General features: G+C 59.8%; 22 protein-coding genes, 2 tRNA genes and 1 pseudogene. 8 read left to right on the top strand and 17 right to left on the bottom strand.

Annotation, left to right across the window (positions count from 1 at the left end):
• Positions 1 to 50: 50 nt before the first annotated feature.
• The 6 genes from ACZ1G0_RS10515 to ACZ1G0_RS10490 all read right to left on the bottom strand — a co-directional run bounded on the left by ACZ1G0_RS10515 (position 51) and on the right by ACZ1G0_RS10490 (position 8588).
• Entirely contained in the window at positions 51 to 2360 is a 2310-nt protein-coding gene (locus ACZ1G0_RS10515; RefSeq protein ID WP_472736894.1) for a type I restriction endonuclease subunit R, read from the bottom strand.
• Positions 2324 to 3118 (bottom strand): type I restriction endonuclease, encoded by a 795-nt coding sequence (locus ACZ1G0_RS10510; protein ID WP_472736893.1) that lies wholly within the window; start codon positions 3116 to 3118, stop codon positions 2324 to 2326. The genes ACZ1G0_RS10515 and ACZ1G0_RS10510 overlap by 37 nt, the downstream gene beginning before the upstream one ends.
• An 8-nt stretch (positions 3119 to 3126) precedes the next feature.
• Complete coding sequence (locus ACZ1G0_RS10505; RefSeq protein ID WP_472736892.1) at positions 3127 to 3915, bottom strand: hypothetical protein; 789 nt, start codon at positions 3913 to 3915, stop codon at positions 3127 to 3129.
• On the bottom strand, positions 3908 to 5818 hold the full coding sequence (locus ACZ1G0_RS10500) for a restriction endonuclease subunit S (protein ID WP_472736891.1): 1911 nt from the start codon (positions 5816 to 5818) through the stop codon (positions 3908 to 3910). Before ACZ1G0_RS10500 ends, ACZ1G0_RS10505 begins: the two co-directional genes overlap by 8 nt.
• Entirely contained in the window at positions 5815 to 7947 is a 2133-nt protein-coding gene (locus ACZ1G0_RS10495) for an N-6 DNA methylase (RefSeq protein ID WP_472736890.1), read from the bottom strand. Before ACZ1G0_RS10495 ends, ACZ1G0_RS10500 begins: the two co-directional genes overlap by 4 nt.
• 179 nt (positions 7948 to 8126) lie before the next feature.
• A complete protein-coding gene (locus tag ACZ1G0_RS10490) occupies positions 8127 to 8588 on the bottom strand; it encodes a hypothetical protein (protein WP_472736889.1) in 462 nt (153 codons plus the stop codon).
• Positions 8589 to 8683: 95 nt separating this feature from the next.
• Between ACZ1G0_RS10490 and ACZ1G0_RS10485 the strand changes: the two genes are divergently transcribed.
• Positions 8684 to 9010 (top strand): helix-turn-helix domain-containing protein, encoded by a 327-nt coding sequence (locus ACZ1G0_RS10485; RefSeq protein WP_472736888.1) that lies wholly within the window; start codon positions 8684 to 8686, stop codon positions 9008 to 9010.
• A gap of 20 nt (positions 9011 to 9030) precedes the next feature.
• On the opposite strand, the gene ACZ1G0_RS10480 is transcribed toward ACZ1G0_RS10485, so the two are convergent.
• The 5 genes from ACZ1G0_RS10480 to ACZ1G0_RS10460 form a co-directional block, all read right to left on the bottom strand.
• Positions 9031 to 10002, bottom strand: a complete 972-nt coding sequence (locus ACZ1G0_RS10480) for a site-specific integrase (protein ID WP_472736887.1) — start codon at positions 10000 to 10002, stop codon at positions 9031 to 9033.
• Positions 9995 to 11068 carry a hypothetical protein gene (locus ACZ1G0_RS10475; protein WP_472736886.1) on the bottom strand — a complete coding sequence of 358 codons (1074 nt, stop codon included), beginning with the start codon at positions 11066 to 11068 and terminating at the stop codon, positions 9995 to 9997. The genes ACZ1G0_RS10480 and ACZ1G0_RS10475 overlap by 8 nt, the downstream gene beginning before the upstream one ends.
• 558 nt (positions 11069 to 11626) lie before the next feature.
• Positions 11627 to 12550, bottom strand: a complete 924-nt coding sequence (locus ACZ1G0_RS10470; RefSeq protein ID WP_472736885.1) for a hypothetical protein — start codon at positions 12548 to 12550, stop codon at positions 11627 to 11629.
• Positions 12551 to 12692: 142 nt separating this feature from the next.
• Positions 12693 to 14438 (bottom strand): DUF6538 domain-containing protein, encoded by a 1746-nt coding sequence (locus ACZ1G0_RS10465; protein WP_472736884.1) that lies wholly within the window; start codon positions 14436 to 14438, stop codon positions 12693 to 12695.
• Between the two features lie 94 nt (positions 14439 to 14532).
• Positions 14533 to 14622 (bottom strand) — tRNA-Ser (locus tag ACZ1G0_RS10460).
• 122 nt (positions 14623 to 14744) lie between these two features.
• Here ACZ1G0_RS10460 and ACZ1G0_RS10455 point away from each other — a divergent pair.
• The 4 genes and pseudogenes from ACZ1G0_RS10455 to ACZ1G0_RS10440 all read left to right on the top strand — a co-directional run bounded on the left by ACZ1G0_RS10455 (position 14745) and on the right by ACZ1G0_RS10440 (position 18254).
• Entirely contained in the window at positions 14745 to 15416 is a 672-nt protein-coding gene (locus ACZ1G0_RS10455) for a lysophospholipid acyltransferase family protein (protein WP_472736883.1), read from the top strand.
• The gene (locus ACZ1G0_RS10450; protein ID WP_472736882.1) at positions 15413 to 16354 is read left to right on the top strand and encodes a phosphatidate cytidylyltransferase; all 942 of its coding nucleotides are present in this window, start codon (positions 15413 to 15415) and stop codon (positions 16352 to 16354) included. Before ACZ1G0_RS10455 ends, ACZ1G0_RS10450 begins: the two co-directional genes overlap by 4 nt.
• A gap of 3 nt (positions 16355 to 16357) precedes the next feature.
• A pseudogene (locus ACZ1G0_RS10445) lies at positions 16358 to 17829 on the top strand (AMP-binding protein).
• Positions 17830 to 17837: 8 nt separating this feature from the next.
• Entirely contained in the window at positions 17838 to 18254 is a 417-nt protein-coding gene (locus ACZ1G0_RS10440) for a GFA family protein (RefSeq protein ID WP_472737796.1), read from the top strand.
• Here the strand turns inward: ACZ1G0_RS10440 and ACZ1G0_RS10435 are convergent.
• Together ACZ1G0_RS10435 and ACZ1G0_RS10430 are read right to left on the bottom strand one after the other, a co-directional pair.
• The gene (locus tag ACZ1G0_RS10435; RefSeq protein ID WP_472736881.1) at positions 18251 to 18859 is read right to left on the bottom strand and encodes an SDR family NAD(P)-dependent oxidoreductase; all 609 of its coding nucleotides are present in this window, start codon (positions 18857 to 18859) and stop codon (positions 18251 to 18253) included. The two genes, ACZ1G0_RS10440 and ACZ1G0_RS10435, sit on opposite strands and share 4 nt — an antisense overlap.
• Positions 18853 to 18999, bottom strand: a complete 147-nt coding sequence (locus tag ACZ1G0_RS10430; protein WP_472736880.1) for an SDR family NAD(P)-dependent oxidoreductase — start codon at positions 18997 to 18999, stop codon at positions 18853 to 18855. Before ACZ1G0_RS10430 ends, ACZ1G0_RS10435 begins: the two co-directional genes overlap by 7 nt.
• Positions 19000 to 19147: 148 nt before the next feature.
• Here ACZ1G0_RS10430 and ACZ1G0_RS10425 point away from each other — a divergent pair, with 148 nt between their 5' ends.
• From ACZ1G0_RS10425 to ACZ1G0_RS10415, 3 genes are all read left to right on the top strand, one after another.
• Positions 19148 to 20086, top strand: coding sequence for a pirin family protein (locus ACZ1G0_RS10425; protein WP_472736879.1), 939 nt, complete (start codon positions 19148 to 19150; stop codon positions 20084 to 20086).
• 794 nt (positions 20087 to 20880) lie between these two features.
• Positions 20881 to 21666, top strand: a complete 786-nt coding sequence (locus ACZ1G0_RS10420; RefSeq protein ID WP_472736878.1) for a DMT family transporter — start codon at positions 20881 to 20883, stop codon at positions 21664 to 21666.
• 24 nt (positions 21667 to 21690) lie between these two features.
• A tRNA-Asp gene (locus ACZ1G0_RS10415) sits at positions 21691 to 21767 on the top strand.
• Positions 21768 to 21871: 104 nt separating this feature from the next.
• Here the strand turns inward: ACZ1G0_RS10415 and ureG are convergent.
• From ureG to ACZ1G0_RS10395, 4 genes are read right to left on the bottom strand one after another with little or no spacing between them, the layout of a single operon-like run.
• Entirely contained in the window at positions 21872 to 22483 is a 612-nt protein-coding gene (gene ureG / locus ACZ1G0_RS10410) for an urease accessory protein UreG (protein WP_472736877.1), read from the bottom strand.
• Positions 22480 to 23118, bottom strand: a complete 639-nt coding sequence (locus tag ACZ1G0_RS10405) for an urease accessory protein UreF (protein WP_472736876.1) — start codon at positions 23116 to 23118, stop codon at positions 22480 to 22482. The genes ureG and ACZ1G0_RS10405 overlap by 4 nt, the downstream gene beginning before the upstream one ends.
• On the bottom strand, positions 23102 to 23539 hold the full coding sequence (locus tag ACZ1G0_RS10400) for an urease accessory protein UreE (protein ID WP_472736875.1): 438 nt from the start codon (positions 23537 to 23539) through the stop codon (positions 23102 to 23104). The genes ACZ1G0_RS10405 and ACZ1G0_RS10400 overlap by 17 nt, the downstream gene beginning before the upstream one ends.
• Positions 23536 to 23724, bottom strand: coding sequence for a hypothetical protein (locus ACZ1G0_RS10395; protein ID WP_472736874.1), 189 nt, complete (start codon positions 23722 to 23724; stop codon positions 23536 to 23538). Before ACZ1G0_RS10395 ends, ACZ1G0_RS10400 begins: the two co-directional genes overlap by 4 nt.
• Between the last annotated feature and the right edge of the window lie 9 nt (positions 23725 to 23733).

The following is a 23733-nucleotide window of genomic DNA, read 5'->3' as shown; positions in this document are numbered from 1 at the left end:
ACTTGGGTTCACTGTACCAGATGCCCGGACCAAGGAAAGCTTTTCCCGCTTTAGTGCTGTTTGGAAGACCTAATTCGCTCGTACAGTTCCCGCGCCAACCCCTTATGCACTGCTGCCCGAAACGGCTGGTCGCTCATAACCTTCGAGAACACCTCTTCATTGCCATCCATGCGGTCTATGAACAGTTCATCCAACATCCGTTCGAGATACGACGAGAAGTTGTCGTACTTGTTGGCAAGCGCAGCTTCGACAATACGGTCATCACTTTCTGCACTCTCACGGACCTGCTCGAAGAATAGTTGATCCGCACGGGTAAAGCTGGTGCCGAACCGCTCGTTCAGCCGTTCTACTAGGTCGCGTAGCCCAACCTCTTCATCTTTTCTGCCAGCCGTTCCAACATCCGTTGGCCCTTTCAGCGGATCGGCTTCGCCATCGTCAAGGTCGATTGATCCTTGCGTCATCTGTTGAATGCGGAAGTACTTCAACGCAACTTCGTCATCCAGAGTGAAGGACGACCCATCACCCGGAGGCGGCAGCTTGGAGATCAGGTTGCGGCAGAAGGTATAGAACTGCTCAAGCTCGCTATCCTGATAAGGGATGATCTGCGACAGGAAGGCGTAGAGGTTGCGAAACGCGGTGATCTGCCCCCTGAACTCTTCACGCTCTTCCTCTTCTCGATCCTGAAAAGCTTCAACCGCACGATCCAGAATAGCGTTCATCGTCCGATGGTCGGATGCGGTGTGATCCTTCTTCTTGCCATACCAAACGACTGAAAAGGCGCTGACATCCTCAGTCGTGAAGATCGCCCACTCCAATAGTCGATGCTGTAGCTCGTTCAGGCGCTGGGGGTCTACGTTCTCGCCGGTGGGCGTATCCTCGTAGTACGGCTTGAAGGCCTTGAAGATGTCCTCTTCTTCGTTTGCGAAGTCGAGAACAAAGGTCCGCGACTTGCCCGGTGCCATGCGATTCAACCGAGACAGGGTTTGAACAGCCTGCACCCCAGCCAACCGCTTTACGACATACATCGTTTGCAGCAGTGGCTGATCGAACCCGGTCTGATACTTGTCTGCCACCAACAGAACGCGATGCTCATCGCTGTCGAATGTCTCCGGCAACTCTGCTTCTGGCAGCCCATTGTTCATCCCAACTTCGGTGTACGCGCTTTCAGGAATGGCGGGGTCTTCGACAGTGCCCGAGAAGGCCACCAGAGACTTGATCCCCTTGTAACCGCGTTCCTCAAGATAGCGATCAAAGGCGAGTTTGTAGCGCACGGCCTCTAGGCGAGAGCCGGTCACAACCATCGCTTTTGCCCGCCCGCCAATCTCGTGCATCACGTTCGAGCGGAAATGTTCGACAATGATCGTGACGACCTGTTCAATATTGTGCGGGTGCAGCGTGAGAAACTGGGTCAGGACCTTTGCCGCTGACCGCTTAGGCACCTGTGGGTCGTTCTCGATCTGCTTCACCAGTCCGAAGAACCGTTTGTAGGTCGTGTAGTGCTTGAGGACATCCATGATGAAGCTCTCTTCGATGGCCTGCTTCATCGTGTACTCGTGGAATGGCGACTGACCATCCGGCCCCTGCTCATCGAACATCGACTTGGTCTTGAACTTGGGCGTTGCCGTGAAGGCGAAGAAACTCAGGTTCGGCTGCTTCCCACGCCGCAGCGTATCCCGCAGGATCGCCCTTTTTGCCTCATCCGTCAGGTTCTTGTCTTCCACATCTGAAAGCTGGGCAGCAATTGCCGCCTCGATCCCGTCCTTGTTCAACATCCCCCGCAGTGCTGATGCCGTTTCACCAGTCTGAGAAGAATGCGCCTCGTCCACGATCACGGCATATCGCTTGCCCGCCGTAGTCAGCGTCAACTCTTCGCCCTTATCCTCCAACGTGCGCAGCGCCTGAGCGATGAACGGGAACTTCTGGATCGTGGAAATGATGATCGGAACCCCGTTCGAGATCGCGCGGGCAAGCTGCTGCGTGTTCTCGTCGATCTTTTCTACGACGCCGGTCTTATGCTCGAACTGATAGATCGTGTTCTGCAACTGCTGATCCAGAACGAGGCGATCCGTGACCACGATCACCGAATGGAAAATCTTAGCGTCCACCGCGTCATGCAGACCCGCCAGACGGTGCGCCAGCCATGCGATGCTGTTCGACTTGCCCGAACCTGCCGAGTGCTGCACGAGATAGTTGCGGCCTGCTCCATGCCCCTTGGCATGGGCCACCAGCTTCCGCACCGCATCAAGCTGATGGTACCTGGGGAAGATCATCGTTTCCCTACGAACGGTCTTCGGACCCCGGCTGGTGGCGACCTTCTTTTCCTTCACCTCCAAGTGCATGAACCGTTGCAGGATGTCCAAGAGGCTATCCCGCGCCAAGACCTCATCCCACAGGTAGGCGGTCTTCCAGTTCCCCTCTGCAGGCGGATTGCCCGCCCCCCGGTTGTACCCTTTGTTGAAAGGCAGAAAGAAAGTCTCACCCCCTTGAGGCGCGTGGTCATCCACACCTCGTCAGGGTCAACGGCAAAATGAACGAGCGCACGTTCCTTGAACTTGAAAATCAGATCGCGTTCGTCGCGGTCGCGCTCATACTGTTTCTTGGCGTCCACGGCCCGCTGGCCGGTCATCGGGTTCTTCAACTCAGCCGTGGCGACCGGCAGGCCATTCACGGCAAGTGTCACGTCGAGGATGCACCGCTTGGCCTTGCCGCCGGGGGCCTTCTTGACCGAGGTGAAGGCGACCTGCCGGGTGATCGTCAGTCGGTTCTGGGCATAGAGAGCGGTCGTCTCGGGGTTCATGCCCGTGTTCGGCTGGAAATATGCGAGCCGCAGCGTCTTGCCATAGCAGCGGAACCCGTGGCGCAGGACATGCAGCGTGCCCTTCGTCGTCAGCTCCTTGGCGAGATCGGACAGCACCTGATCCTCGGTCTGCCCCTTTAAGAGGGCTTCGAGCTGATCCCATTTCTGCGGCTGGGTGTCCTTAAGGAACCCCACCACATCGGCAGGAAAGAGGCACAAGTCCTCATCGAAGTCCGCAGGCGACCGGCGAGCGTATCCCCCCTGCGAGGTTAGCCCGTGGTCAATTGCCTTCTCAAAATCGGTTTCAGTGTGCCCTGCCATGGAACCTACTATTCCTTGTTGGAAATGCTCACGCTTGTGTTGTTCGCAATTTTTCGGATTACAGCTTTGTCAAGCCGATCTGGATTGTCGGCCTGCCGCGACAGCTTTGATAGCTCAAAGGTCAACAACTGTTCTTTGAGCACGTCTCTTTTGCTTTTCTCGTCGTCACCGGCAAGAACTTGGGCCGCAAGCATTACCTCGATCATCAGAATGCGCTCGGACAAATCCCCAATACGCTGCACGTTTTGTGAATACCAACGAAGGAAAAATGCACCGACCAACTGGATAATCAGCACCCCAGAGGCCCGAGGCAGCAGGTAGGTATACAAAAAGCGCTCGGTTTCTAATGCCGCCACATCGGTAGCACGACTTGTTACGATTAAGGATACAATTACGATCACAGAGACCAGCGTTAGACCCATTCCAATAGCAAGGTTTTTTGTCGCATAACTTCTTTGATCACCCGCCTCCAGATAGAGACGATAAACTGACTGCACCAAAGGAGACTGTTCGTATCCGGAGAAATTGGCAAACCGCTCCTTGTTCTCTTCAATAACTTCTCTGTCCAGCAAGTCAGATCGCAGCGTGCTGCGGGTCGCATTGTAAAAGATCGGGATAGACAAGACGATTGTCCCACCGACAAACAGAAGGTTGTAATTATAAATATAGTCGGCAAAGGAACTATCAACGAATGCTCCGCCTACCAGAAACCCACCGACAAGCGCCACGGCTACGCTGAGCGCGAGCATCACAGGTCGCTGCTTCCAGACTTTGTCCTTGTCGTCAATTTCACTCATCACGCTTCCTCTTCGTATGCTCCCCCAACCCGCGTGGGGTGAGGCCCTTTTCGCGCATCCACGCGAGTGCGCTATGCCAGCGGTCGGGGCTGATGGCCTTCTTGCTCTCGGTCCAGTCGTTCAGGATCAGGTCAACGATCTCATCATCGCTGGGCGACTTGCCTTCCAAGAGCAGATCGTTCCACGCGGCGAAGGCGGTCGAGACGATTTCGGCCTGTTGGGTCTTCATCGGCGCGATCAGGGCGAGCAGGTCTTCCAATGCCTTCTTGCGGTCGCCGAAGTAGCGGTCGAAGTGGTTGCGATAGCCATCCACCTTCTCGCCTCGGGCATAGGTCCAGCCCTTGTCGCCCTTCACCGGCGCGATCCAGCCCTGCTTTTCGATCTGGGAATGGACCGAACGCATCATCTGCGTGTCGAAGGGGCCAGCGGCATCGCGGTGGTAGTTGCCCGCGACTTCCTGAAATTCCAGATGCGCTTCGCACAGGTGCAAGAGCTTCTGGAACTTCACCCGGCCAAAGGTGGGGTGATCGCAGAGCGTATCGGCGATATAGGCGGCCAGCACAGAGCGTTTGAAGGCGGCGGGGGCCTCCTTCTTGGCGGGCTTGGGCGCATCCTCGGCCAGCAGCGCCTTGATCTTGCCCGTCACGGCAGCGGTGACGACGGCGGCGCGGTACTCGTTCAGCCGTTCGATTGACTTGTTGATCTGCTCGTCCAGAGCCTCAAACGTCTGGATACGAGGCTCCAAAAAGGCAACAATTCGTTCTTGTTCATCCAAAGGTGGAAAGGGAAAGCGGTATGAGCGCAATTGCTCAGCAGTCAGGTGGTCAATAGTTGTCTGATTGCCACCAGCGATGAACACGCTGCGCTGTGTAGCCATCTCCATGATGAAGTACAGGAACTCCGCCGTGTCCCGTTCATCATTCAATGGACGGGCGCGATGGAGGGCTTTCTGATAGTAGCATTCTTCCAACTCACCCCGCCACATCGCGGAACGGCCAACATAACTCCCACCCTCGTTTATGAGCAAGTCGCCGGGTTCCAACCGATACCGTTCTTGTGCGTCTGGCGGGAAGTCCATCATGGGCAGGTCTTTGACGCTGATCTTTCGCCATTGGACATCATTAACGCGCAGATATGGGCGTAGGTTGTCACCTTCGGCGCGCTCGGCATTCAGCATCCGTCCAAGCTGGACCTGATACCGATACCCGAGGGCTTCAACCGTCCAATGCGCCGGAACCTTGCCGAGCCAGTCAATGCCGCTGTCTTTCAGGGGGGCGTCAGGGTTGAGACCACGGGTGACGGCGCGGGTGATGAGGGCTTGGCGTTTCTCGGCCAGCCGGTCCAGCAGCGCCCGTTTCTTCTCGATCAGCGCATCAATCCGCGCCGTCTTGTCATCCAGATACCCCGCAATCCGCCGCTGCGTGTCGAGGTCGGGGAGTGGCAATGGCTGGTGGCCCACCGTCTCCCAATCCGCACGAGGCATCTTGGTGCCGAAGCTCTCGGAATTGATGATGTCGATAAACGGATAGGACGACAGGACGTGAAACAGGAACCGGGGCAGGACACGTTCCGAGGCCCGCAGGTTCAACAACTCGCCCGAGCTGATCCCGTCGAAGTCCGCTTGATAGACCTTGGCGAGATAGGGGCGCAGCTTGTTGAAGAGCACGTCACCACGCCGGAACAGCCGCCCTTCCTTGTCGGCAGGCTCAGGGTCTTCCTTGAGCAGCTTGCCTGTCCAAGACGTGATGTCTTCGTTCGAGATGTAGGGCAGTTTCTCGATGTCCTCGCCATCGGGTTTGGCCGATGCGAACGCGACGGACCACTTGACCCAATTAGCGGTCCAGCCTTCTGGCAGGTCGTCGGCCCATGTAGGGCTGCTGTCAGGGCGGGCGACAAAGCTCATGCCGTCAACCCTTCCAACAGCTTGGCGATCTCGCCTTCAAGCGTCTCGATCTCGCCTTCGATCTCATCCAGCTCACGCGGGGGCTTGTAGACGTAGAAATGCCGGTTGAACGGGATTTCGTAGCCGACCTTGGTCTTTTTGTAGTCTACCCAGGCATCGGGCACATGAGGTAGAACCTCGGCCTCCATGTAGGCATCGATGGCCGGGGTCATCAGCGTGACCACCTCGCCATTCAGCTTGTTCTGCGGGTCCGGGCCGAATTGCATTGGCAGGGGCAGTTGGGTGCCCTCAGGCAGCGGCACGTTCTCAGTGTCGCGCAGCTCAGCATCGGGTTCAGGGCGATTGCCCACCCAGATGCACGGCTCGGCCTTTTGATCTTTGTCGCCAATGGTCAGCCACAGGGTCTTGCGAACGCCTTTGCCCAGTTTGATGTCCAGATCGGCGGCGGTGGCGACCACATCGGCATCAAACTCGGCAAGGTCCATGTAAAGGCGGTCTGCGTCCATCGCCTCGACCACTGCCCGCATATCTGCCACCGGGTGCTTGTTGGGGTCGAGGTCGTCCAGCCGTGCGATCCGCTCTGGCGTGGTCTGGAAGTTCATGCGCAGGGGGCGTTCCACGACAATGCGCAGGAAGCCGAACTCGTGGTTCTTGAAGATGCGCGAGACGGTGCGAATTTCGCGTTCGCCCGTCTTCTTGTTCACCACCACCTCGGCCTGTTCCCCGTCGCAGTAGTTGCCATAGATGCAGGTCAGGTCGGCAATCTGGTCGTCCGTGATGCGGTGGCGCTTGTTGTTCAGGCTTTTGTCCATCCGCTCGGCAAACAAGGTGCCGTCGATCAGTTGCACCTTTCCGCGCCGCTCAGCCGGTTTGCGGTTCGTGACCATCCAGACATAGGTGTAGATGCCGGTGTTGTAGAAAAGCTGATCCGGCAGGCCGATGATTGCGTCCAGCCAGTCATTCTCGATAATCCAGCGGCGGATGCTGGACGGACCACCGCCCGCGCTGCCCGAAAAGAGCGGCGAGCCGTTGAACACCACCGCGATCTTGGACCCGTCGCCGGGGTTCTCGGGATCGTCCGGGCTGGGGTGCATCTTTGAAATCATGTGCTGGAGGAACAGCAGCGACCCATCATCAATGTCGGGCGTCCCCGCACCGAAACGTCCGTTGAAACCCAGCGTCTTGTGTTCCTTCTCGACGACCTTTTTCTGGTCCTTCCAGTCCACCCCGAAGGGCGGGTTCGCCATCATGTAGTGGAACTGGTGCCCCTCAAAGCCGTCGCCCGTTTTGCCGTCGCCCAGCGTGTCGCCAAGGATGATGTTGTCGGTCTCTTCATCCTTGATGAGCATGTCCGAGCAGCAGATTGCCCAGCTTTCGTCGTTGTATTCCTGACCGTAGAGCGCAAGGTTTGCCTTGTCATTGCCCGCGCGGATGTGCTGCTCCGAGACCGAGAGCATCCCACCCGTGCCGCAGGTCGGATCATATATTGTGCGGTAGATACCCGGTTTGTAAACGTCCTGCTCGCCCGTGTAGACGAGGTTCGCCATCAGCTCGATCACCTCACGCGGAGTGAAGTGATCCCCGGCCTCCTCGTTGGCCTGTTCGTTGAATTTCATCACCAGATGTTCAAACAGGTAACCCATCTGGAGGTTATCCACCTCGTCGGGGTGCAGGGGGACGGTGGCCATCTGCTGGACGATGTGGAACAGGCGGTTGCTGTCGTCGAGCTTCTGGATTTGTTCGGCGAAGTTGAACTTCTCGAAGATCGCGCGGGCCGTGGGGGAGAACCCATTGATGTAGGCGACGAGGTTCGGCGCGATGTTTTCGGCGTCAGCGGTCAGGCGGGCGAAGGTGTATTTGCTAGTGTTATAGAGGGGCTGCTTGCGGTCGGGCTCCGCGGCACGGGCCAGCATCCGCTCCATCGCCTTTTCCGGCGTGCTCGCTGCCTTGAGGCGGGTGTATTCGGCATGAACCCTGTCGATGCTGTCTTCAAGCACACAGTCTAGACGGCGGAGAACCACCATGGGCAACATGACAAGGCGGTATTGCGGGGGGCGGTAGGGGCCGCGCAGGCGCTTGGCGATCTCCCAGATGTCGTCTGTAAGTTTCTTATGCTGTTGAACGTTCACTAAAATTCTTCCCCGCCAATTGGCCTTTTTGTCCGTCAAGAGACATTTTTTAAGAGGCGATGTCCACGGGGGGATTGCAGTTAACTGCATTGCGACGCGGTTTAGGCAACTCAGCCCACAAGCGGAATTTCCCAACCATCAGAATGGCATCGCCGCCGGAGAAGAACCTTACTCCTGCACTACTCCAACGAAATCAGGGTGGTGCGCGTATAATCCGCTTCGATGTCGTATTCGGTTTGGGCGACATAGGTGTTCAGAACCAGCCCGCCAAAGGCGTTTCGCGCCCGGACAGTGCCAGCCACCACAAAACTGCAATCGCCAGTGCGGGATACGCGAACCGCCTGCGCCGGAAATTCGGCGCTATCAGGGTCATGCAAACGTTGCTTGATGTGATATTCCGCCGAGGCCGTGGCATAGAACGATGCAGTTTCAGTATCTTCGCAATAGCGTTCTTGATCCGAAGGGCCATTCGCAACGAGAACGGCAATCAACACAACGGCCATGATAGTGAAGAGAAATGGCTTTTTGATGGGTTGCCAAGCCGTCTGTGTCTCGGCCCACAACTTGCGCCGTTCCGCCGCGTTCTTCTCATTGAACTCTTTCAGACGATCATCAAAGCTCTTTTTGTCTGTGTTGCTCATCCTGTTCCTCCCAAATCAAACCAGAACGTTATGGGCGCAAGAAAGCCCACACATTGTTCGTAGCACGTATTGCCGATCCGGAACAAAACGTTCCTATGGAAATGTTCAGCAAAAACTTGAGGAACCGGGCTGCTGGACTGGGCATCTCGAATGCGGAGGTCGCCCGACGGAGCGGGTTGAGCGAACGGCGCTATGCACATTATGTCAGCGGGGACCGCGAACCTGACCTTGCCACCCTTATTCGGATTGCAAATGCGCTTGCTGCAACGCCGAACCAATTGCTGGGGCTGGAAGACGCACCGCAGCGTTCGGCGCATGACGTGTTGACCCAACGCATATTGTCCGCCGCGCAAGGCATTTCGGAAACCACGCTTGAAGTGGTCGCGGTGCAGATCGAGGCACTGGCCGGGAAACAGATGTAACCGGACTGTCCCGGCCATCGTCACAACAACGCCCCGGCGGCGTTGCCATCGAACATCTCACCATCACGCACATACCGGCTCAGCATCGCATCCGAGGCATGTCCAGTTTGCGCCCGCACCTTGCAAGTTGGCACCCCGGCCTTGATCGCGCTGGTGGCTAGGCCAGCCCGCAGGCTGTGGCCGCTGTAGCCATCGGGCGCGATCCCGGCCCCGCGAACACGGTCCCGGAGGATCGTGGAAACGGCATCGCTGCGCAGGCGGTCGGTCGAGACACTGCCGTGACGATCAACCGGACGAAACAGGGGGCCAGTGTCATCAGCCAGAACATCACACCACGCTGTCAGGGCGGCGACAGGGCAATGGCGGGTTCGGCCAAGGGGGATACCGATCTTACGGCCTTGTCCGGTCTGGTCGGTTTTTGAGCGCCGCAGGGTCAGTATCAGGCCCTCGCGGACCTCATCGATGTCAACACGATCAAGCCCAATCAATTCCGAACAGCGGAAGCCCCCGGCCCAGCCGATCAGCAACAATGCGCGGTCGCGCTGGTCGCGTGGCGTGTCGCCCATCGCGTCAAGGACCAGAAACAGGTCTTCGCGCAGCAACGGCTTGGCCTGATCCTGTGCAGTGCCTTTCATCCGCTTAATCCCCCGCATCGTGGCCCGCACGACCTCACTTTGACAGGGGTTGGACCAGTCGTTCGCGGCATGCACCTTGCTCAGGGTTGCTGCACGCCGCGCAAGACTGGACGGGGCCAGCGCGTCGGCATGGTCGGCCAGATAGCGGGCGACCAGTTCCGGCGTGGCGGGCAGAGTGCCGCCCCAAGCCGTGTAATGCGCGAGGTCGGAGCGATAGGCCTTGCGGGTGTTCTCAGAAATGCTGGCGCGGATGAAGGTTTCCGCAGCCTCAGACAGGGCCTCCGACCTTGCAAGAGCGTCATTTTTGGGCCGTGATAAGAGGATGTTATCCAGGTGTAGGATCAAAGGATCAGTCATTGCGCTGGCCCTCCATGATTTCAATGCGGCAGGCGTTGAGTTCGGGGATCGCGTCACGCATCAGTTTCAGCAGCGTATCCGCTTGACCGGGGTCGATCCCCAGGCATTCCCGCTCCATCTGGGATCGCAACCTTTGGCCCTGCGATCCATCCAGACGGTTGCGAAGCAGACCGCTTTCCACCCGAAACACCGCATCACCCAAAAGCCGCGTTCTGCCTGCGTAGGGGAATGTGTCCCGCGCATACCGCGCTACATCGCTGTCACCGACCATGAGGCGGCGGATGGCCGCTTTGCCTTCGCGGGTGAACATGTCGAGCGCCCAGCTTGGGAGGCCTGCAATCTCGACCACTTCCGGGACCAGGTCGTCGGGATTTGGCTGACGAAGCTGATTGTGTTGGGTCAGCAGACCAACAAGCAGCGGGAGCATCGTTTGTGTCCGAGCGCTTCCCTCTTTCCCCAACCAGACAACCGATGGACACGCTCCACAGGCCTCAAGCAACTGGGTTGCTGTTGCGGACAAAGGGTTATTGCAATCAATTGCAATTCTCTGCGCGGTGTAACTTCTGATGATGACATCGGAGCAGCCCGTTACGACATTGAACATTTGCCGTTCTGACATCCTGTTCAGTTTCTCCGCCACACCATGAATGGAGGGGTGGTCGGTCAGAATACAGAGCAAATCATCCGCAGCCCTGTTTTTAGGTGACATTGCGAGGTCTGTCGCCAACCCCACAGCAACGCGGGTATCTCCACCAAACGAGCGCCGGAATGTCTTGCCTCGCAACGCGATCATGACCTGCCCGACCAGTGGAAGGTTGGCCAATCCGACATCCTCGAAGGCGATAACACCTAGCCTGCGCCAGAACCGGGCGGGGTCAGTCGTCATCAGCGAGGATACCGCAAGCTGGGTGCGTGGAACATCACCCCTGCGGATAGCCTTTTGCAGCAAACTGGTTGCTTGCCAACGTGACATAGTTATCGGGGTCGTATGGCCGCGCAGAGGCCATGCTTGGGCGCGTTCGATCAATAGCTTCTCGAACCGGGTTTCGGGTGAAATTGATGGCATTGGCTCCTCCTTGAGCTTAGGGGAGCTGGAACGGTGATGCCCTCGTTCGTCGTATCTGCTAGCGCAGTACAGAGAAGAAAATTGCGGCAAATCAGAGAGAAATCTCGCACGAAATTCGCCGGAAAATTTGCCGGTTTATCCGTCTAGTGCGTCGGGCATGGTCACACCGGCCCCGGAATTCCCGAAGGCCAGTTCGTCGGTACACGGGTGTCCCCATGCAACCTGCGAAGGGCATCGGCTGCGGCGCTGAGAGAATTGAACTTGCTGGACTTCTAAGGTGCAAGACGCCTACGGGTCCATGACGGTCTGATGGACACATAGCCCCCCTCGCAGATTGTCCCTGTGTCGATCCTCGCTCGGATTACCACTTCTGAAACTGATTGCGACCCAGTGCAATCAACTGCAAATCAGCCGTGTCGTTGCATCCTTTGCAAGAGAAGCCCCCAAAAACTTGGCTTTTCCAAGATTATTGCGCGTTGGGTGGACCCAACCGGGGTTGGCAGAGCACTGCGTCCATGTCTGTCGCTGAAACTGTCCCTGAGACAGCTTTGTCCTTGGCTAAGTCCAGAACTTAGGGTGCGTCAGTTTCACGTCGTCGAGAACCTGTGGCCACGATTGCCAGATGGTCGTAGGCAACCACCAATTCTTCTTCTGGGCAGCGAGATACTTGCGATATGCGCTGCGCTTTGCCTGTGGTAGCAGTTTTAATGCCGGATCAAGACCCCGCTGCGCAACCGCATCTGTGAAAAGCGTCCAGAGATATTCCTTGGCTTCGTCAGGCGGGGGAATGGCGGGAACATCCACGAACTTTACGTGGGAGAATGGGTTCGTGAGTTTTTCCAACTCATGCACATGCAGGTTGAGGCTCGACTTCTTACGCTCAATCCTCGTGCAGGGACCGGCCTTGTCTTCCTGACCTTGCTTCTTTCTTTTTGCTCCCCGGTCATAAACGACCGTCTGATTACTCTTAGACTTGCCGAAATAGATGGTTTCGACCTTCTCACCTGATTTGAACCGGGTGATCGTCTGGGCCTGATCGGGCAGCACATGCACGTTGTTGAACGGGATACCCTCCAAGTCGATGGATACCTCTATCTGGGTGACCTTTGCACCAGTCACGAAGCTGCCCCAGCCGTGATCGGTGAACATCCCCAACACGTTGTGTAATTCCTCGAAACCCAGAAGTCCCATGTCTCTCGGGTGCAGGGTCAAGCGCATCCACTGCGCTTGTTGGTCTGCATACCGGTAGAGAAAATGAGGGTGGTGCTTGCTTTTCGCCACGCTGGCCAGAACGATCTTCTTTTCGATCTGCACGGTGTTGGCTGGCTTTGTCCCGGAGAAGCACTCTGGGTCGTCGAACAGCGGGAACAGGGCATTGTGTGTATGATGAGCGGCCTCACCGGGCAGAAAGTCCAGTTTTACGACTATACGATCAATGAAGAGGCGGGGAGTGCACCCCTTTCCATACTTTACTGTGATCATTTTTGAGCAGGGTTTGGGTCTTGTAAAAGAACACCATCCAATTTTGCGCGACCAAAATACGTCAGACTGACATGCTCATACGCTGTGCTGTTACGCGGAACCTTCCGGCCCGAACCGCCTTTGTACGCATATACTATTGCAGTCATTTTGACCATGCTCCATTTTTCAAATGTGACAAGTCCAATCCCTTATATTCTACCTTCTCAATCTCTTCTTTCAGCCGTGCCATAGATGCGCCCTTGCCATAGCCCCAGTGCGCGGCGTCATCGGCGTGGCCGCAGAGTTGCATCGCGATGGCGTCTGTCACGTTGGCATCTTGCAAGGCATCCACGAAGTTGTGGCGGAAGCTGTGGAACACATGGAGCGAGGTCGCGAACTCCCACTTGCTACCAAGATTGCCCCAGAACTTGGACCACGGCTGACTGTAGGTGCCATCAGTGCCGATTTTCAGGTCGGGGAATAAACGTCCAGAACCACGATCCGCAACGTAATCGAGGAAACCGAGGTTCAAGATCGCTGAATGGATCGGCACCTTCCGATAACTGGACCCGGTTTTAATGCTCTTGATCTCCTCTTCACTTCCGTCTTCTAACTTGGAAATGTCAAAATAAGAGATGCCGTCCTCAGTGCGAATGTCCGATTTCAGCAACTGGATGATCTCACCCGAACGCATCCCAGCATAAAGCGCGATCACAGGCACCCAATACCGACCATCTTTCAAACGTAGATCACCCGGCACGCCGGAATGCGTGACGCTGCGGCGACCCGTGTAGATCGGGGTCTTGAAAATCTTTTGGAGCTGATCGGCGTCATACGGAAGGCGTTTCGGCTTCCCTTTCGGTGGCTTTTTCACCAGCAGTTTGATGTCTGCACCGGGAACCTTGGGCAGATGTTCTTCTGCAACCATCCACGCGACAAACCGCTTAAAGAAATCAAAACGCTTTTTCTGGGTTTCATACCCCATCTTCGGCAGATGCTTGCCTGCTTCGACGGCGGCATTCGGGTCGAGATCACGTGTTTCGGGCTTCTTTTGGTAGTGCGCTGGGATATGCCCGATGATGTCGCGGAGCGCCTTCATGTCATTGGTGTCCAGCAGGGAGGCGGGCTTTCCGAAGTCGATCACTGCACGCGCAAGATCAAAGGACAGCCGAAGGTCTCCAATCGTCTTGGCTTTGATCCCCTGAGCCGTGAGAACCTCTTCATAGGACTTCGCCAATTCGTCCAGAGGTGGTGTCTGTGGAACCGTCAGCGTGGCGGCCTGCGCATGTGCGACCACCTGAATTGGGATGGTTGCGTCCGATTGCGCCTCAATTCCTGCGAAAAGCGGGTCTGCGATCCCCGTCTGCGCATAGTCGCCATTGAGTTTTGCAATCAGTAGACGGTCTGCCTCGATTTTTGCCCGCATAAGGCCTGCATGGGCGCGCTGTAGCGCCTGATAGTGGCTGGTAAGCTGTTCTGGGGGGATAGCCCCCACAAGTGCCTCAGCGTCTGCTTGGATGTCGCTGGGGTAGCTTTTGACGACAAGGCGGCGTCGATGCTCGGCAAGGCGGGCCTCTAGCGTCGAAATGCAGTCATCAACATCGACTTCACCATCGGGCGCGAAGATGTCGGCGAACTCCTGCCCCCAATCGAGCGCATCGCGGAAGTAGTCCCGGATCGCTTGATCTATAGCTGCATCTTGCCCTTGGCCCATCCTTCGCGCCTCCTTCACCACGAGATCGAGATGGTTGCTGAACACGCGACACCTCAGTTGTGCCAAGGATCGCTCAGCAGTCCTTAATGAAATCTTAACCTCTTTTCGGCCTGCGACATCCCACAAATCCTGCGGAACGGAGGCGCGAAAATAGAAGGTCCGCCCGCGTGTAACCAGCCTAGGTGTCGTGGCCATCCTTGCCCCACTGTACCAGTAAACTGTACCAGGGCGCGGATTTCGGCCTTCCCGAAAACAAGTATCGTTTAATATCAGCGGGATAGCCGTGAAATGGCGGAGACGAAGGGATTCGAACCCTCGAGACGGTTTCCCGCCCACTCCCTTAGCAGGGGAGCGCCTTCGACCACTCGGCCACGTCTCCGCCGACGGGTCTAGCTGTGTGGGCAGGGGGGGCAAGTGCAAAGACCACGCTTGTGCAATTTTCCCGCGAGCCTCTGGACGCGGGGGCTTTCCATTGGCCGGGGCCTCTGCAACAGATTGTGCATGACACGTCTGACACGCCTTTTCCGCAGGTTTGCGGCGCGCCTTGTGGGCCATGCCCTGGCCCTTGTTGCGCGTTTCATCACCGCAGTGCGGGCCGATTGGCGCGGGATCGAGCCGACGGTCAAACAGCGCGTCTACTACGCCAATCACGTCAGCAACGCCGATATGCCGATGATCTGGACGGTGCTCCCTGGCCCCATCCGGCGCCAAACCCGGCCTGTGGCAGCGGCGGATTACTGGCTCAAGAACAAGCTGCGTGCCTTTGTGGGCCCGGAGGTGTTCAACTGCGTGCTGGTGGATCGCCGCCCTGAGGCGCGGACCGAGGACCCGATGGCCAACATCCTCGCAGCTTTGGACGAGGGATCGTCGCTGATCATCTTTCCCGAGGGCAACCGCAACATGACCGACGATCCGTTGCTGCCGTTTCGCGCGGGGCTGTACAACATGGGGTGTGCGCGGCCCGAGATTGATCTGGTGCCGACGTGGGTGGCCAACCTGAACGAGATCATGCCCAAGGGCGAGGTCATCCCGCTGCCCCTGATCTGCACCGTGACCTTTGGCGCGCCGATCCACGTGCAGGAAGGCGAGGGCAAGGACGCGTTTCTGGCCCGTGCCGCAAAGGCGCTGGTGGATCTGGCCCCGACGCAGGACGCAGGCAGGGATCACTCATGACCGAAACCACCCTTGATATCCTGACCCTGGCCTTTGCGACCGCGGGTCTGTTGGTGGCGCTGACGGTGTTTGGGGAAATCCTGCGCGACCGGGTGCCTGCGGGGCGCGGCAGCCCAGGCGTCGAGGCCTTCATGATGCGGGTGCACACGTGGTGGGGGTTGGTGGTGGCGCTGACCCTTGCGGTGCTGCTGGGCCGTGTTGGTGTGATCCTGCTGTTCGCCTTTGCCAGCTTTGCCGCCCTGCGCGAATTCCTGACCTATGCTTATAAACGGCAGGCGGACCACCTGTCCCTGGCCCTTGGGTGTTTTGTGATCCTGCCCCTGCAATATCTGTTCGTGGGGCTGGGGTGGACCGGGCTGTTCACGGTGTTCATCCCGGTCTACGCCTTTCTGCTGCTGCCCATCGTCAGTGCCCTGCGCGGGGACACCAACCGCTTTGTCGGGCGGGTGGCCGAGGCGCAATGGGGTTTGATGATCAGTGTGTTCTGCATCAGCCACGTGCCCGCGCTTTTGACCGTGGATCTGATGGTTGGGTCGGATCGTGCGATCCTGTTGATCGTTTTTCTGGTGATGGTGGTGCAATTTGGCGATCTGGCGGACTACTACGCCGGGCGGCTGTTCGGGCGGCGGCGGATTGCGCCGGGCATCTCGCCCAAGACCTACGAGGGGGTGTTGACCGGCGTCCTGTCCGCCGCGCTGATCGGTGGGCTGTTGCACTGGATCACGCCGTTTTCGGTGCTGGAGGCGGCGGCCATGGCAGGTCTGGCCGCCCTCGTGGGCCTGTTCGGCAGTCTGGTGTTTGCCGCGATCAAGCGGGACAAGGGGGTCAAGGATTGGTCCCATCTGATCCCGGGGCAGGGTGGGCTGCTGGATCAACTGGACAGCGTGATCTTTGCCGCGCCGGTCTTTTATCACGTCACGCAACTGGTGTGGGGGTAGGGAATGAACACGCTTTATGATGCCTTGATCGCGCCCCACGGGGACAGGGACAGGGCGTTTCTGACCGACGATACGGGGCGCACCCAAAGCTACGGTGACTTTGTCGCGCGCGCCGCACAGATGGCCCATGTCCTGGCAGGCGCAGGTGTGGCGCCGGGCGACAGGGTCGTGGTCCAGGCGCCCAAGGAGCCCGACACATTGGCGCTGTATGCAGGCACGCTGCAGGCCGGGGGGTCTATCTGCCCCTCAACACCGCCTACACAATGGCCGAGGTCGCCTATTTCGTCACCGATGCCGCGCCGCGCGTGGTGGTCTGCGACGTCGCGGATGTGGCGGCGATGCAGGCCATCGCACCCGATGCCACCGTTCTAAGCCTTGGTGCGGGCGGGACGCTGGGGCAGGCGGCGGACGCGGCCCCGGACCGGTTCGACACCGTGACGCGCGGCCCGGACGATCTGGCAGGGCTGCTCTATACCTCTGGCACCACGGGGCGGTCCAAGGGCGCGATGATGACCCACCGCAACCTTTTGTCCAACGCGCGCAGCCTGACGGACCTGTGGCAGATTACGGATGCGGACCGCCTGATCCACGCACTGCCGATCTTTCACACCCACGGTTTGTTCGTGGCCGTGAACACGACCCTACTTGCAGGGGCGCAGATTCGGCTGATGGCGGGGTTCGATCTGGACACCGTTCTGGCCGAGATGCCGCAATCCACGCTGATGATGGGGGTGCCCACCTTCTACACCCGGCTGCTGTCGGACACGCGACTGGACCGGGCGGCGGGCGGCATGCGGCTGTTCATCTCCGGCTCTGCCCCCTTGCTGGCCGAGACGCACAGCGCGTTTCAGGCGCGCACGGGACACCGTATCCTGGAACGCTACGGCATGACGGAAACCAACATGATCACCTCCAATCCTTATGACGGGGACCGGGTCGCGGGCACGGTCGGCTTTCCCTTGCCGGGGGTGGAGGTCAAGATCACCGACCCCGAGACCGGCGCGCCCCTTGCCCCGGGCCAGATCGGCATGATCGAGGTGCGCGGCGACAACGTGTTCAAGGGCTATTGGAACATGCCCGACAAAACCGCCGCAGAGCTGCGCGCCGACGGGTTCTTTATCACCGGCGATCTGGCCACGCAGGACGCAGAAGGGCGCGTGACGATCGTGGGACGGGCCAAGGACCTGATCATCTCGGGCGGCTACAACGTCTATCCCAAAGAGGTGGAGGACGTCTTGAACGACATCCCCGGCATCACCGAAAGCGCCGTGTTCGGCGTGCCGGACCCCGAGTTCGGAGAGCGCGTCGTCGCCGCCCTTGTGGGCGAGCATGTGGATATCGAGGCGACCGAAGCGCGGGTGGCCGAAACACTTGCCCGCTACAAGCACCCCCGCCGCTACGTGGTGCTGGACGCCCTGCCGCGCAACACCATGGGTAAGGTGCAAAAGGCCCGGCTGCGGACGGATTACGCGTGACCGCGCCGATCAAGGGCAGATGCCACTGCGGCGCGGTGCGGTTCGAGGTGGTGTTGTCGGACGGCCTCGCCTCTGCCCGGCGGTGCGATTGTTCGCTGTGCCGGATGCGCGGGGCGGTGGCCGTTTCGGCCCGGGTCGAGGATCTGCACGTGACCGAGGGCGCGCAAGCACTGCGCCTGTATCAGTTCAACACCCAAACCGCGCGCCACCATTTCTGCGGCACATGCGGGATTTACACCCACCACCAGCGCCGGTCCAACCCGGCAGAGGTGGGCGTCAACCTTGCCTGTCTGGACGGATTTGATCCCTTCCTGCCCGAGGTGACGGTCCTGAACGGGCAATCCCACCCCAAGGACGCGGGCGGCCCGGACCGCATCCGGGGCTGGTTGCGGTTTGACCCCGCACGCAAGGGCGCGGTGGACTAGCCCCGCAAGGCAGGCAGGCCGATGCCCGTGCTCTCGAACCCGCCGTCGATGGACAGGGTCTGCCCGGTGACAAAGCTGGCCTTGTCGGAACACAGCCAGTAGATCCCTTCGGCTATCTCACGCTCTGACCCGTAGCGGTTCAGGGGCAGGGCGTCGTGGTAAGCCTGTATGATCGCGGCGTCGTGCACGGCCATGGCCAGTTTCGTGCGCACGGGGCCGGGGGCCACACAGTTCGCCCGCACACCGTATTCGCCCAACTCTACGGCCTGTTGTTCGGTCAGGTGAATCACGGCGGCCTTGGACGTGCCATAGGCCACCCGCAGGGTCGAGGCGCGCAGCCCGCTGATCGAGGCGATGTTGACGATGGCCCCCTTGCCCGCCTTCAGGGCCGGGGTGAAATGGTGGGTCATCAGAAAGGTGCCATCAAGGTTGGTGGCCATCACCTTGCGCCAGCGGGCAAAGTCCGTCTGCTCGATCGGGCCGAAATCGGCGTAGCCTGCGTTGTTGACCAGCGCGTGCAATGCGTCCCCCGCCCAATCCGCGACACGGGACGCCGCGTCCTTCACCTGCGCCTCGTCGCTGATGTCGAGGGGCAGGGCTAGCACGTTGTCCAGGGGGCGGTCGCGGCCTTCAGCTCTGCGGCGTCGTAGTCCAGGATCGCAACGCGCCAGCCTGCGTCCAGAAACAGATGCGCCGTTGCCAGTCCAATGCCCCGTGCGCCCCCGGTGATCAATGCGGTTTTCATGTCGAACCCTCCCGATGTTTCGGGTCAGAGTGGGGCACTGCCGCGGCGATGACAATCTGTGCATTTAAGCACAATAAGTGATTATCGCTAGGTGTTTGGTGCGCGAAGAAGGCGTGCTATCTGTGGATCACACACGAAGGAGATCACCATGAGCTGGAACCCCGCCCTAGACCCCGACTGCCCCACGGGCGATGCCGTAGATGCGATCGAGACGGTTATCGTACCCCGGGCCCGCGACCTTGGCGGTTTCGAGGTGCGTCGCGCGCTGCCCGCGCCCAAGCGCCAGATGGTCGGCCCCTTCATCTTTTTCGATCAGATGGGGCCTGCGGAATTCGTCACGGGGCAGGGGATCGACGTGCGCCCGCACCCCCATATCGGTCTGGCCACGGTGACATATCTGTACAAGGGCAAGATCCACCACCGTGACAGCCTTGGCACGGACCAGTGGATCGAACCGGGGGCGGTGAACTGGATGGTGGCAGGCCACGGCATCACCCATTCCGAACGCACCGATGGCGACGTGCGCGCCAAGCCCCACAGCCTGTTCGGCATCCAGACATGGGTGGCCCTGCCCAAGGACCACGAGGATCGGCCCGCCGATTTCATCCACGCCCCCAAGGACAGCCTGCCCCTGTTGGAGGGGGAGAATAAGGAAGTGCGCCTGATCCTTGGCGACGCGTGGGGGGAACGCGCGCCGGTCGAAACCGCCTCGGAGATGTTCTATGCCGATGCGGTGCTGGAGGCCGGGGCGTCGATCCCGCTGCCTGACAACCACGAGGACCGGGGCGTCTACGTGGTGCAGGGCGCCGTCGAGGTGGCCGGACAGACCTTTGACGCCGGTCAGATGATGGTCTTTCGCCCGGGCGACCGCGTGTCCTTGAAGGCGGGTGCGCAGGGCGCGCGGCTGATGATGCTGGGCGGTGCCACTCTGGAAGGGCCGCGTTACATCTGGTGGAACTTTGTGGCCAGCAGCCGGGACCGCATCGACGCCGCCAAAGAAGCGTGGCGCGCAGGCGACTGGGCACACGGGCGGTTCAAACTGCCCCCCGGCGACGATAAGGAGCACATCCCGGCCCCGGATCGGTAGATTTCCGCCTATTTCCGCGTGATTTCACGGCAAAATCACGCGGATGTGGGAATCTGTGACTCCGATTCCCCGTGAAAGTAGGGGCAGCCATCCCCAAGTCATCCACAGAAGAAACATACACCCTGTGGAGGATTTCAAATGCAACAGGCCCCTCAAGAGATCGACTATGGCCTTGTCAAAGGCCTTCACTATGATCCCCACCGCGAGATTTATCAGGCGCGGGTCACGTTGCACCTTGGCCATGGCCCGGACCGGGAATCCCCAGCTATTACGTGTCGCTGGATGCCGCGGGCCTGAACCGACAGCAGGCCCGCGTTGGTCTGGTTATGAAGGCCGCGCGCACACATCGCCTTGTGGAGGCATGGGGCGAAACACAGCCGCAAGCCGCCTAGGTCCCCATTCTTGCCGATACCTTGGCGCGCGTCCCGTTCGGGAATTCGGCTCTGCTGCCGAAGGATCACTGCCTGATCCGAAACTGCCTCTGCGCCAGGGTTCACTTGCCAGCCCCCGACTGTCCCCGGGGTGCTGGCTTTTTTTATGTCGGATCGTGATCTGCCCGGTCACGTTGTTTGACTGGACAGCTTGCAAGCCTGCACGCAGGGTGCGGGGATGATCAAAAGTCCCAGCCAGCTTGCAATTCTCATGGTGTCCCTCGGGATGCTGTTCATCACCTTCAACGACATGATGTTCAAACATCTGTCCGGGGATTATCCGCTGTATCAGATCGTCTTTGCCCGGTCCGTGGGCGGGCTGCTGTTCAGCCTGCCGATTCTGTGGTGGGAGGGGGCTGGCGTTTGTTGCGCACCCGCGCGCCCGGCCTGCATGCCCTGCGGGCGTTCATGGTGGTCATGGCCAATATGTTTTTCTTTCTGGGCATCGCGGTCATGCCCCTGTCACAGGTCACGGCCCTGTTCTTTATCGCCCCACTTCTGATCGCCCTGCTGTCCATCGTGGTGCTGGGCGAGGTCGTGGGCCCCCACCGTTGGGCGGCCATTGGGATGGGGTTCGTGGGCGTGATCGTGATGCTGGCGCCAGAGCTGCGCGGGCAGGGGCAGGGCCTTGCGTGGTGGACCTATGGCCTGCCGCTGGTGTCCGCACTGGCCTATGCCACGAACCAGATCATGACCCGCAAGCTGGGCGTGGTCAGCCGCGCTTCGGCCCTGGCCATTTATATCCAGTCCATGTTCATCTGTGTCAGCGTCATGGCGTTTTTTATCGCGGGCGATGGTCGCTTTGTCGGGCTGGTCGAGAATGAAAGTCTTGTGTTTTTGCTGCGTCCCTGGGTCTGGCCCGCGCCCGAGGATCTATGGATCTTTGGTGTAATCGGCCTAAACGTGGCCGGTATCGCCTATTGCCTGTCACAGGCCTACCGCCTGGGCGACGCGGCCATGGTGGCCCCGTTTGAATACATCGCCTTGCCCCTTGCGATCTTCTGGGGGTGGAGCGTTTTTGGCGAGGTCCCGACCCCCGCCATCTGGGCCGGAATTGCCCTGATTGCGGGGTCGGGACTTTATGTTGTGTGGCGTGAAAGAAAAGCGCGCAAAATGTCTGAAAAGGCGCTTGACGGGGGTGCGCCATAGGCTTAGTCAGCGTGCACACAGTGAGCGGTTGTAGCTCAGTTGGTTAGAGTACCGGCCTGTCACGCCGGGGGTCGCGGGTTCGAGCCCCGTCAACCGCGCCACTGTTGTTTAGGCACCACGTGCCGAAAAAAGCACCCCATCGAGGGGTGCTTTTTCGTTGGGGCCAGCCCCAAACCCCGGGGGTATTTCAAACCCAATGAAGGGATCAAAGCCCGCCGATCTGCCGGATCAGGGCGATGATATCGTCGGTGCCTTGGCCATGTTTCAACTGGGCAAACACATGGGGGCGGCCGTTGCGGTTTGCGGTGGCGTCTCGGTCCATCACGTCCAGACTGGCGCCGACGTAAGGAGCAAGGTCGGTCTTGTTGATCACGAGGATGTCGGACCGTGTCAGGGCAGGGCCGCCTTTGCGCGGGATCTCTTCGCCTGCGGCAACGTCGATCACATAGATCGTCAGGTCCGCCAGTTCAGGCGAATAGGTCGCCGACAGGTTGTCACCACCGGATTCGATCAAGATCAGGTCTAGGTCCGGGTGGCGTGCGTTCATCTGGGCCACGGCGGCGAGGTTTATGCTGGCGTCCTCGCGGATGGCGGTGTGGGGACAGCCCCCCGTTTCGACCCCCATGACCCGGTCGGCGGGCAGGATCTGCATACGCATCAGGGCCTCGGCGTCTTCTTGGGTGTAGATATCGTTGGTGATCACGGCGAGGGAGTGTGCGTCTTTCAGCGCCTCGGCCAGTCGGGCGGTCAGGGTCGTCTTGCCCGCGCCCACGGGGCCGCCAATACCAATGCGCAAGGGTCCGTTGGGAGAGGTCATGTGCGAAAGGTCCTTGTGGTCAGGGTCTCGTGCCGCATGGCGGCGATGTCGCTGGTCCATGCGGCGGCGGCGAGGGTGTCGAGGTCGCCGTGTTCCGTGGCCAGCGCAATCTGGTGGCACAGGGGGGCGAGGGCATGGGCGATCGCCGCCCCGGTTGTCTGGCCCAGCGGGATCAGCCGCACGCCCACCGAGACAAGCTGTGCCGCAAAGGCGTGCAGGTACATCTGGGCCGTTGGCACCAGCGGCAGACCGGTCAGTCGGGCCGCGCGGCCCACGGCCACCGGGTAGGTCAGGTCCGGCAGGGTGTGGTCCCAGACATGGGCCGTGGTTTGCGCAAAGGCCGCGCCTTGCAAGGTGGTTTCCAACACACGCTCCGCGCTGGCGGCAAAGGCGCGGGCGGTCTCATCCACGGGTGCCGGATCCTCTGCATGGTAAGCGGCGGCTAACAAAAGGGCATCGGCGCGCCCTGCGCCAAACCGCAGGATGTCCGTGATCTGGTCCTTTAGGGTTTCCGCATCACGCAAGGCACCCGCCTCGATTCCCACCTCCAGCCCGTGGGAATAGGCGAAGCCGCCCACGGGGTAGGCTGGCGAGAACCATTGGGCCAGAGTGGACAGATCAGTGGGTGTGACCATGGGTCCTCCCATGACCGTAAGCGCCACCTTCGGGGGTGAAGGGTTCTGTTGTATCACAAAGGGTTGCGCCTAGGTGTTCAAGCATCTGTTGAAGAACATGATCGGCGCGGATGACCAACCTGTCGGCCTCGACCTGACAGGGAGTGTGGCGGTTGCCGATGTGCCATGCAAGGCGCGCAAGGTCGCCGCGCACCTCCAGGCAGGGCTCGAGCGCGGCAAGGATTGTGATCTCGGCCCCGTCCTCGCAGACCAAGACACCGCCTGCCTCCAGCGAGGTGGTCTGGGGCAGATCCACCATAACCTGCGCCCCGCTGTCCGTTGTCAAAACCTTGCGGCGCAGAAACCGGTCCTCGTAGGTCAGGGTCAGCGTATCTGCGGGCGTGCCGTGGGGATGGCCGTGGTATGCGCGGGCGTGGATCATGTGCGCCCCGTGGCCATGACCACGCTAGTAACGACCAAGAGGCCGCCGAACCCCTGGCTCAGCCGGTGCAGGATCATGCCGTGTCCCAGCACGCCGCGCAGCCCCGCGACAAAGGCCGTGAGGTTGTTCGGCCGCGGCAACGCGTTCAGGGCAAAACAGGCGGGGATGAAGAGAAGCCAGTTCATGGGCAAATC

The sequence above is a fragment of the Thalassobacter sp. HA4-2 genome (genome assembly GCF_055693705.1).
Note: the sequence above shows the minus strand (reverse complement) of the source record. Positions and strands in the feature narration are given on the sequence as shown.

What these genes read in the sequence shown, in the direction of transcription:
- ACZ1G0_RS10470 (WP_472736885.1), bottom strand. Translation starts at nt 12,550, where the DNA reads ATGATCACAGTAAAGTATGGAAAGGGGTGCACTCCCCGCCTCTTCATT.
- ACZ1G0_RS10485 (WP_472736888.1), top strand. Translation starts at nt 8,684, where the DNA reads ATGGAAATGTTCAGCAAAAACTTGAGGAACCGGGCTGCTGGACTGGGC.
- ACZ1G0_RS10500 (WP_472736891.1), bottom strand. Translation starts at nt 5,818, where the DNA reads ATGAGCTTTGTCGCCCGCCCTGACAGCAGCCCTACATGGGCCGACGAC.
- ACZ1G0_RS10490 (WP_472736889.1), bottom strand. Translation starts at nt 8,588, where the DNA reads ATGAGCAACACAGACAAAAAGAGCTTTGATGATCGTCTGAAAGAGTTC.
- ACZ1G0_RS10505 (WP_472736892.1), bottom strand. Translation starts at nt 3,915, where the DNA reads ATGAGTGAAATTGACGACAAGGACAAAGTCTGGAAGCAGCGACCTGTG.
- ACZ1G0_RS10480 (WP_472736887.1), bottom strand. Translation starts at nt 10,002, where the DNA reads ATGACTGATCCTTTGATCCTACACCTGGATAACATCCTCTTATCACGG.
- ACZ1G0_RS10430 (WP_472736880.1), bottom strand. Translation starts at nt 18,999, where the DNA reads ATGAAAACCGCATTGATCACCGGGGGCGCACGGGGCATTGGACTGGCA.
- ACZ1G0_RS10425 (WP_472736879.1), top strand. Translation starts at nt 19,148, where the DNA reads ATGAGCTGGAACCCCGCCCTAGACCCCGACTGCCCCACGGGCGATGCC.
- ACZ1G0_RS10510 (WP_472736893.1), bottom strand. Translation starts at nt 3,118, where the DNA reads ATGGCAGGGCACACTGAAACCGATTTTGAGAAGGCAATTGACCACGGG.
- ACZ1G0_RS10395 (WP_472736874.1), bottom strand. Translation starts at nt 23,724, where the DNA reads ATGAACTGGCTTCTCTTCATCCCCGCCTGTTTTGCCCTGAACGCGTTG.
- ACZ1G0_RS10475 (WP_472736886.1), bottom strand. Translation starts at nt 11,068, where the DNA reads ATGCCATCAATTTCACCCGAAACCCGGTTCGAGAAGCTATTGATCGAA.
- ACZ1G0_RS10450 (WP_472736882.1), top strand. Translation starts at nt 15,413, where the DNA reads ATGACCGAAACCACCCTTGATATCCTGACCCTGGCCTTTGCGACCGCG.
- ACZ1G0_RS10455 (WP_472736883.1), top strand. Translation starts at nt 14,745, where the DNA reads ATGACACGTCTGACACGCCTTTTCCGCAGGTTTGCGGCGCGCCTTGTG.
- ACZ1G0_RS10465 (WP_472736884.1), bottom strand. Translation starts at nt 14,438, where the DNA reads ATGGCCACGACACCTAGGCTGGTTACACGCGGGCGGACCTTCTATTTT.
- ureG (WP_472736877.1), bottom strand. Translation starts at nt 22,483, where the DNA reads ATGACCTCTCCCAACGGACCCTTGCGCATTGGTATTGGCGGCCCCGTG.
- ACZ1G0_RS10405 (WP_472736876.1), bottom strand. Translation starts at nt 23,118, where the DNA reads ATGGTCACACCCACTGATCTGTCCACTCTGGCCCAATGGTTCTCGCCA.
- ACZ1G0_RS10400 (WP_472736875.1), bottom strand. Translation starts at nt 23,539, where the DNA reads ATGATCCACGCCCGCGCATACCACGGCCATCCCCACGGCACGCCCGCA.